We start from the raw sequence: 6057 nt of genomic DNA on the forward strand, positions 1-6057 counted from the left end.
GCCGTTCGGGATCAATTCCGGCAAGATAAATTATAAACAAGCTTATGAGCAATTTTTTATTGACAGATAAAGTAGTGGTCATTACTGGTGCTACAGGGGTACTCGGTAGGGGCTTTGCCCTGGCAGCGGCCGAGGCTGGAGCCAAAGTGGTCATATTGGGGAGGAATGCGGAGCGGGCAGAGGCCCTTTCTACAGAAATAGCCCAGAAGGGAGGTGAATCTATGGCGGTGCTTACGGATGTGGTAGATGAGGCGCAGGTCGTTCAGGCACGGGATAAAATAGTAGCTCAATACGGCCGAATCGATGGCTTGGTCAATGCCGCTGGGGGTAATATAGCCGGTGCAGTCATCACGCCAGATCAAAACCTGTTTGACGACGTGTCCATGGAAGCCATGAGAAAGGCCGTAGATCTCAACCTGTTTGGTACCGTCATTCCTACCTTTGTCTTTGGTAAGGTCATCGCCGAGCAAGGCAAGGGATCTATCGTCAATATATCATCCCTAGCGGCTTATCGGCCCATCACACGGGTGCTGGGCTATACCATGGCCAAATGGGCCATTGAGGGCTTTACCAAGTGGATGGCCGTGGAGCTTTCCCAACGCTATGGCGATGGCTTGCGCGTGAATGCCATAGCGCCAGGGGTATTCCTTACCGAGCAGAATAGGGCGCTGGTGACCAATCCCGATGGCTCATTGACCGATAGGGGCAACAGGTTTGTGTCGGGTACGCCATTTGGAAGATTAGGCGAACCGGATGAGTTGACGGGGACCTTGGTGTACCTGTTGAGCGATGCTTCGAAATTCGTGAACGGTACCAGCATCTTGGTTGACGGAGGCTTCAATGCCTACTGTGGGGTTTAGGCTTTTTTACCATGCCTACGGCAGGCAAGTTTTTTATTTTTACTTTTGATTTTAACATGAAATTATTACAAAGTTGGCGTTGGTACGGGCCAAATGACCCAGTCACCTTGCAAGATGTGAAACAGGCAGGAGCCAGCAATATCGTTACGGCCTTGCATTACATACCACATGGAGAGGTATGGCCCATAGCAGATATAGAGGAAAGAAAGCGACTCATCGAGGCCGAAGGGCTGAGCTGGACGGTGGTCGAGAGCGTGCCCGTGCATGAGGCCATCAAGACCCGTGCACCGGAGGCAGAGCACTACCTGGAAAACTATCGAAAAACTTTGGGAAATCTGGCAGCTTGCGGTATCACCACCGTTTGCTACAATTTTATGCCCGTTCTGGACTGGACACGCACCCAGTTGGATATGGAAATGACGGATGGTTCCAAGGCACTCTACTTTGATTGGGTGGATTTGGCCGTGTTTGATATTTTTTTGCTAAAAAGAGAAGGTGCCGAAGCAGACTACGCTACCGAAGTGCTGCAACAGGCAGAAGCACGGTATGCGCAGATGACCGAGTCGGACTTGGACGCACTGAGTCAAGTGGTGCTTATGGGTATCCCTACCGAAGCGGATATTACCCTAGAGCATCTCAGTAGGAGCATCGAGATTTATAAGGCAATAGGTTTTGACGGCCTGAGGGACAATCTGGCCTTTTTCCTCAGTTCCATTGCCGACGTTTGTACGGCTAGTGGGATAAAGATGACCATACATCCCGATGATCCACCATACCCCATCTTGGGACTGCCACGAATAGCCAGTACAAAAGCGGATTTTTTGGCTATCTTGAAAGGGGTGGACCAGGCCTTCAATGGCGTATGTTTCTGCACCGGCTCCTTGGGAGCAGGCAAGGACAATGATGTGGTGGAGATCTTAAAGGCAGTGAAGGATAGGATATACTTTGCGCATCTGCGCAACGTGAAGAAGGACGCTATGGGCAATTTCTATGAGGCCGACCATCTTGGTGGGGACGTGAACATGTATGAGGTGATGAAGGTGCTATGCGAAGAAAATGCCAAGCGGGCGGAACCGATTCCCTTTCGTCCAGATCATGGGCATCAAATGCTGGATGATTTGCACAAGCAGTCCAATCCGGGCTATTCGGCCATAGGCCGGCTAAGGGGCTTGGCCGAGCTGAGGGGCTTGGAGTTGGGTGTTACGGGGGATTATTAGCCGTTGTCTTTCGGTTATCAGCTTTCGGCAGTCAGCCATGTGAACCCTTGACAAGCTCACAACGGACAACTCGCAACTCACAACCCTTTGGTCTTTGTAGAATCACGGGCAATGATCTGGGGTTCCAGCAGAATGGTTTGATGGACGGTTTTTTCGGAGCTGTTTTTGTCCTTGATCAGCTCAATCAACAAATTGGTAGCGGTTGCGGCTATTTCCCTGGCTGGCTGTACGATGGTGCTTAGGCTGGGACTAAGATCATCTGCTAGCTCGGTATTGCTGAAGCCTATCAGCGCCAGGTCTTGTGGAATGGAGAGACTCATTTGGCGTATGGCACGTAAACTCAATAGGGTGAGACGATCTGTGGTGGCGAAGATGGCGTCGGGCGGTGTTTTGAAACTCATTAGTTCTTTCAATGCTGCTGCGATGCTATCTTGCAGTGTTTCTTTGTCATTTCCACGGCAGTGCTTCACATAATCTTCATGGAAGGCAATATGATGATGATCCAGTGCCTGCCGATAGCCTTCAAGGCGCTCTTTATGGATGTTGAGATGGGTATCTGCATATTGAAGCAAGGCTATTCTTTTGTAGCCTTTGTCGATGAGGTGAGCGGTGGCCATATAGGCCCCTTTGCAGTTGTCCGTACTTACCTTGCAAACCGGAAGGTCTTCCAACAACCTATCAAACAATACCACCGGTATGTTCTTGGAGAGGAGTTGGGAAAGGTGGGCGGTTTCCGTCGTGGCGAGTGATGTCGATACCAGCAATCCATCCACCCCTCTGGAAATCAAAAGGTCGGTATGTTGCTTTTCCGTCTCGTACGATTCGTCGTTGGGCATGATGAGTGCACTATAGCCGTTCTGGTGGCAAGTATGCTGTATGCTATCCAGCATTTGTGCCATAAAAATATTGTCCAGCGAACAGACGATGACGCCGATGGTGTTGCTTTTCCCCATCTTCAGGCTCTGGGCAATGGTATCGGGCGAATACCCCACTTGTTTGGCAAATTCCTTGATGCTTGCCTTGGTATGTGCACCGATTTCATAACTGTCGTTCAGGGCCTTTGATACGGTAGATGTGGAGACCCCCAGTGCTTGGGCTATATCCTTTAATGTGAATCTTCCTTTTTTGCTTTCCATCCTCGTTCTAGTATCAATTGAGCGAAATTATCAAAGATTTACTATTCTCAGCTCTTTTGGGTAATAATTATTCGCTCGATTTCCCAACAGTTTGAGCCATCCCAAGGGATGGTTTAAGTAGGAAGCTAGCATCCAAGCACGTTCTCCCGAGACTATGCCCACATCATTCTTGCGCAGGTACTCCAGTGCTTGTTTTAGGGTGAGGTCGGTTTTTGGGATATCGGGATTGATCCTGTTGCTCATGGCTAGTTCGTGATGCGGTACAAATTGCTTTTTGATAGGTGTGCCGGCACGGGTTCCCGCCTTTTTGAGATAGAGCTGTTGTTGCAATAGCTGAAGACTGGTCGTATGTTCGTCGGGCAGGAAAAGAATATCATCTCCTAGCGCAAAAAAATGCAGGTCTGTTGGGTCGTCTACCCAAGCAGATAATAGGGCCAGATCAATGGGAGGCTTTGTGTTTTTGCCCTTTTTTATTTTCAACGTTTGCTCGGGACTAGTTTTTCTAAGTACAGCAATGAAAAAGCCCTCCCCCGACAATCGGTGTGGATAGAAACGATAGCCGGGTGCACGGTGCTTGACAGAAAGGGTTTCTACGATACCCCATGTTGATGGGATATCGACGGCAACGGGCTCCATTGCATATTCGTCTACCAGCCAATCGCAAATCTCCTCGTTTTCCTCGTTGGAATAGGAACAGGTGGAATAAAAGAGCCATCCGTTTTCCGATAGGGTGGATAGGCTATCGGCCAATATGCGCTTTTGCCTCATGCTGCAAAGTTGCACATTGGCTGGCGACCATTCTTCCCTGCTCTTCTTGTCCTTTCTGAACATACCGGAACCCGAGCAAGGGGCGTCCACCAACAGGAGGTCGAAGAAAGCGGGCAGCCGAGCGAACGCAGATGGGTCATTGTTGCTGACCACGATATTGGGATTGCCCCATTTCGTAAGATTGTCTGCCAGCATGCCCACCCTCGATTTGATGATTTCGTTGGATACCAATAGGCTGGATGAATGCAGATAACTGTTCAGCAAGGTGCTTTTTCCTCCTGGTGCGGCACAGAGATCCAGTGCCTTGATGCCCTCTTTTGTGAGTCCGAGCTGCTGCAACAGGTGGGCAATAAACATGGAAGAGGCTTCCTGTACATAATATGCACCGGCATGGAAAAGCGGGTCTAGGGTGAATATGGGGCGATCTGCTAGATAGTATCCGGTATCGCACCAAGGCACCTGCTCGTATGCTAGGCTTGCGGCATCAAATTTTTTTGGATTGATGCGTATGGAGGTTACCTGTTCGTTGCTTTCGTGACTTTGGACAAAAGCGCTCAGCTCAGCCTCACTGAACAAGGAAGAGAGTTTCTGCAGTAAATCGGAAGGGAGAAAATTGCTCATAGCGTGGTGCTTATTTCAATACCCAATAGCCAAGTGCCAACCACAACAGCCCTTTCAATAAGAAGAAAATGAAACCCCAGAAGCCTATTCTTTTCAGCCATTTAATGATAGCCTGCTTTTTTGTTGGTGTGTTGTTTTCTTCCATAGTACCATTGTTTTTTTTCGTCTTTACAAGGGACACTTACCTTATCTTCCTGAATTTTCCAAAAACACCCAAGGGCAATTTGGATCCTTCGCTTGCCCGGAGGCACAGCTCTCCGATTTCCAAGTTTTTCACCTGTGGGAAAGAAGAGCGTATCAGGTTCTCTACGATAACGGACGAGAATCCCAAAGAATAGGTGTTCAGAATAAGGAAATGTTCTTCTGGATCTAGCAATTGCACCACGTCGCGCATCATTTCACCGATGTGGTCTTCCAGCTTCCATTTCTCCCCTTTTGGCCCGTGCCCATAGGCAGGAGGATCCAGTATGATCCCGTTGTATGTATTGCCTCTCTTCAGCTCGCGCTTTACGAATTTAAGGGCGTCTTCCACTACCCATCTGATATTGGACAGGCCGGAAAGCTCTTGGTTTTCATTGGCCCAGGTTACCACCTGCTTGATGGAATCGACGTGTGTCGTATCCGCTCCAGCGGCGCAAGCCGCCAAAGACGCACCGCCCGTATAGGCAAATAGATTGAGGACTCGGGGTTTTGGATTGCTGAAAGACTTGATTGTGGAAGTGATGTAGTCCCAATTCACGGCCTGCTCGGGAAAAATGCCCACATGCTTGAAAGAGGTGAGCGCAAGGCGGAATTTGATAGCTACTTCGTCATTTTTGTATTGTATATGCCATCGGTCTGGTGCTTTAGGGTTTTTCCGAATCCAGTCGCCGGAAGTAGCCGATCGGCCTTTGAAGCGGATATCGTGCCGTTTTGTCCACTCTTGCTCGCTTAGCGCCTTGGGCCATACGGCTTGCGGCTCGGGCCTTATCAGTATAAGCTGGCCAAAGCGCTCTAACTTTTCGAAATCACCGCAATCAATGAGCTCATAGTCTTTCCAGTGCGTGGGTGCAAGAAGTTGTATGTAATTTGTATCTGTTGTCAAAACAATGAGTTTTGGCACAAAGATAAATAATTCTGATAACGAACCTATTAAGGCGAGGTTCACAAGGAGCGATTAATCAGTAAGTCTTTTTCGTGTTGAGATTCTATTTATTTTTTTACACTACCAAACGGATAAACTTAAAAACAGGCAATAAACTCACTTAACTTACTGATTATCAGTAAATATTTTCATTAGATAAAAAAGCCNCCCCCCCCTGTTTTTTAGAACAGTTCTACCTGTATACAAGGTGGTTTATTTCGTTTTTTCTGTTTGCTGTAAGTTCTCCTGCTGTTCTGCACCATCCAATATATCTCAAGATTACTGATTAAATGGATTCTTATCAGTGCAGCAATGGTGGAAAACGCCTTTTT

Annotated in this window: 6 protein-coding genes; 2 read left to right on the forward strand and 4 right to left on the reverse strand. The window is 48.3% G+C overall.

Annotation, left to right across the window (positions count from 1 at the left end; translation table 11 throughout):
• Positions 1-44 precede the first annotated feature (44 nt).
• The gene (locus tag A37S_RS0105310; RefSeq protein WP_028296081.1) at positions 45-860 is read left to right on the forward strand and encodes an SDR family oxidoreductase; all 816 of its coding nucleotides are present in this window, start codon (positions 45-47) and stop codon (positions 858-860) included.
• Positions 861-916: 56 nt separating this feature from the next.
• Entirely contained in the window at positions 917-2077 is a 1161-nt protein-coding gene (gene uxuA, locus A37S_RS0105315; protein WP_028296082.1) for a mannonate dehydratase, read from the forward strand.
• A 77-nt stretch (positions 2078-2154) separates the two neighbouring features.
• On the opposite strand, the gene A37S_RS0105320 is transcribed toward uxuA, so the two are convergent.
• The 4 genes from A37S_RS0105320 to A37S_RS0105335 are packed head-to-tail and all read right to left on the reverse strand — an operon-like array spanning position 2155 to position 5686.
• Positions 2155-3213, reverse strand: a complete 1059-nt coding sequence (locus A37S_RS0105320) for a LacI family DNA-binding transcriptional regulator (protein WP_028296083.1) — start codon at positions 3211-3213, stop codon at positions 2155-2157.
• Between the two features lie 30 nt (positions 3214-3243).
• Positions 3244-4602, reverse strand: coding sequence for a methyltransferase RsmF C-terminal domain-like protein (locus A37S_RS0105325; protein ID WP_028296084.1), 1359 nt, complete (start codon positions 4600-4602; stop codon positions 3244-3246).
• 10 nt (positions 4603-4612) lie between these two features.
• Entirely contained in the window at positions 4613-4747 is a 135-nt protein-coding gene (locus A37S_RS0105330; protein ID WP_028296085.1) for a hypothetical protein, read from the reverse strand.
• Positions 4748-4783: 36 nt separating this feature from the next.
• Positions 4784-5686 (reverse strand): class I SAM-dependent methyltransferase, encoded by a 903-nt coding sequence (locus tag A37S_RS0105335; protein ID WP_245586313.1) that lies wholly within the window; start codon positions 5684-5686, stop codon positions 4784-4786.
• Between the last annotated feature and the right edge of the window lie 371 nt (positions 5687-6057).

Source organism: Olivibacter sitiensis DSM 17696 (assembly GCF_000427965.1).
Taxonomy (GTDB): Bacteria; Bacteroidota; Bacteroidia; order Sphingobacteriales; family Sphingobacteriaceae; genus Olivibacter; species Olivibacter sitiensis.

Excerpts from the sequence above, each read along its gene's own strand:
- A37S_RS0105310 (WP_028296081.1), top strand. The coding sequence starts at position 45 with ATGAGCAATTTTTTATTGACAGATAAAGTAGTGGTCATTACTGGTGCT.
- uxuA (WP_028296082.1), top strand. The coding sequence starts at position 917 with ATGAAATTATTACAAAGTTGGCGTTGGTACGGGCCAAATGACCCAGTC.
- A37S_RS0105320 (WP_028296083.1), bottom strand. The coding sequence starts at position 3,213 with ATGGAAAGCAAAAAAGGAAGATTCACATTAAAGGATATAGCCCAAGCA.
- A37S_RS0105325 (WP_028296084.1), bottom strand. The coding sequence starts at position 4,602 with ATGAGCAATTTTCTCCCTTCCGATTTACTGCAGAAACTCTCTTCCTTG.
- A37S_RS0105330 (WP_028296085.1), bottom strand. The coding sequence starts at position 4,747 with ATGGAAGAAAACAACACACCAACAAAAAAGCAGGCTATCATTAAATGG.